Annotated in this window: 1 protein-coding gene; it reads right to left on the bottom strand. The window is 44.3% G+C overall.

Annotated elements, in window-relative coordinates:
* On the bottom strand, positions 1 to 221 hold a 221-nt coding region (locus AN392_RS18285; RefSeq protein WP_268796107.1), incomplete at both ends, for an EF-Tu/IF-2/RF-3 family GTPase.

Raw genomic sequence — 221 nt, 5'->3', positions numbered from 1 at the left:
GTTGTGTGTGGGTTGATTGAACCAGGCTTAGCTAGTACTTGACCACGTTCAACGTCTTCACGCTTAGTACCACGTAGAAGTGCACCAATATTCTCACCAGCACGACCTTCGTCAAGAAGCTTACGGAACATTTCAACACCAGTACAAGTAGACTTAGTAGTCTCTTTGATACCAACGATTTCAACTTCGTCATTCACGTTGATGATACCAGCTTCAACACG

Origin of the sequence: Pseudoalteromonas sp. P1-16-1b (assembly GCF_001401785.1) — a bacterium.
GTDB classification, from domain to species: Bacteria; Pseudomonadota; Gammaproteobacteria; order Enterobacterales; family Alteromonadaceae; genus Pseudoalteromonas; species Pseudoalteromonas undina.
This window is presented reverse-complemented; position numbering and strand designations above follow the sequence as displayed.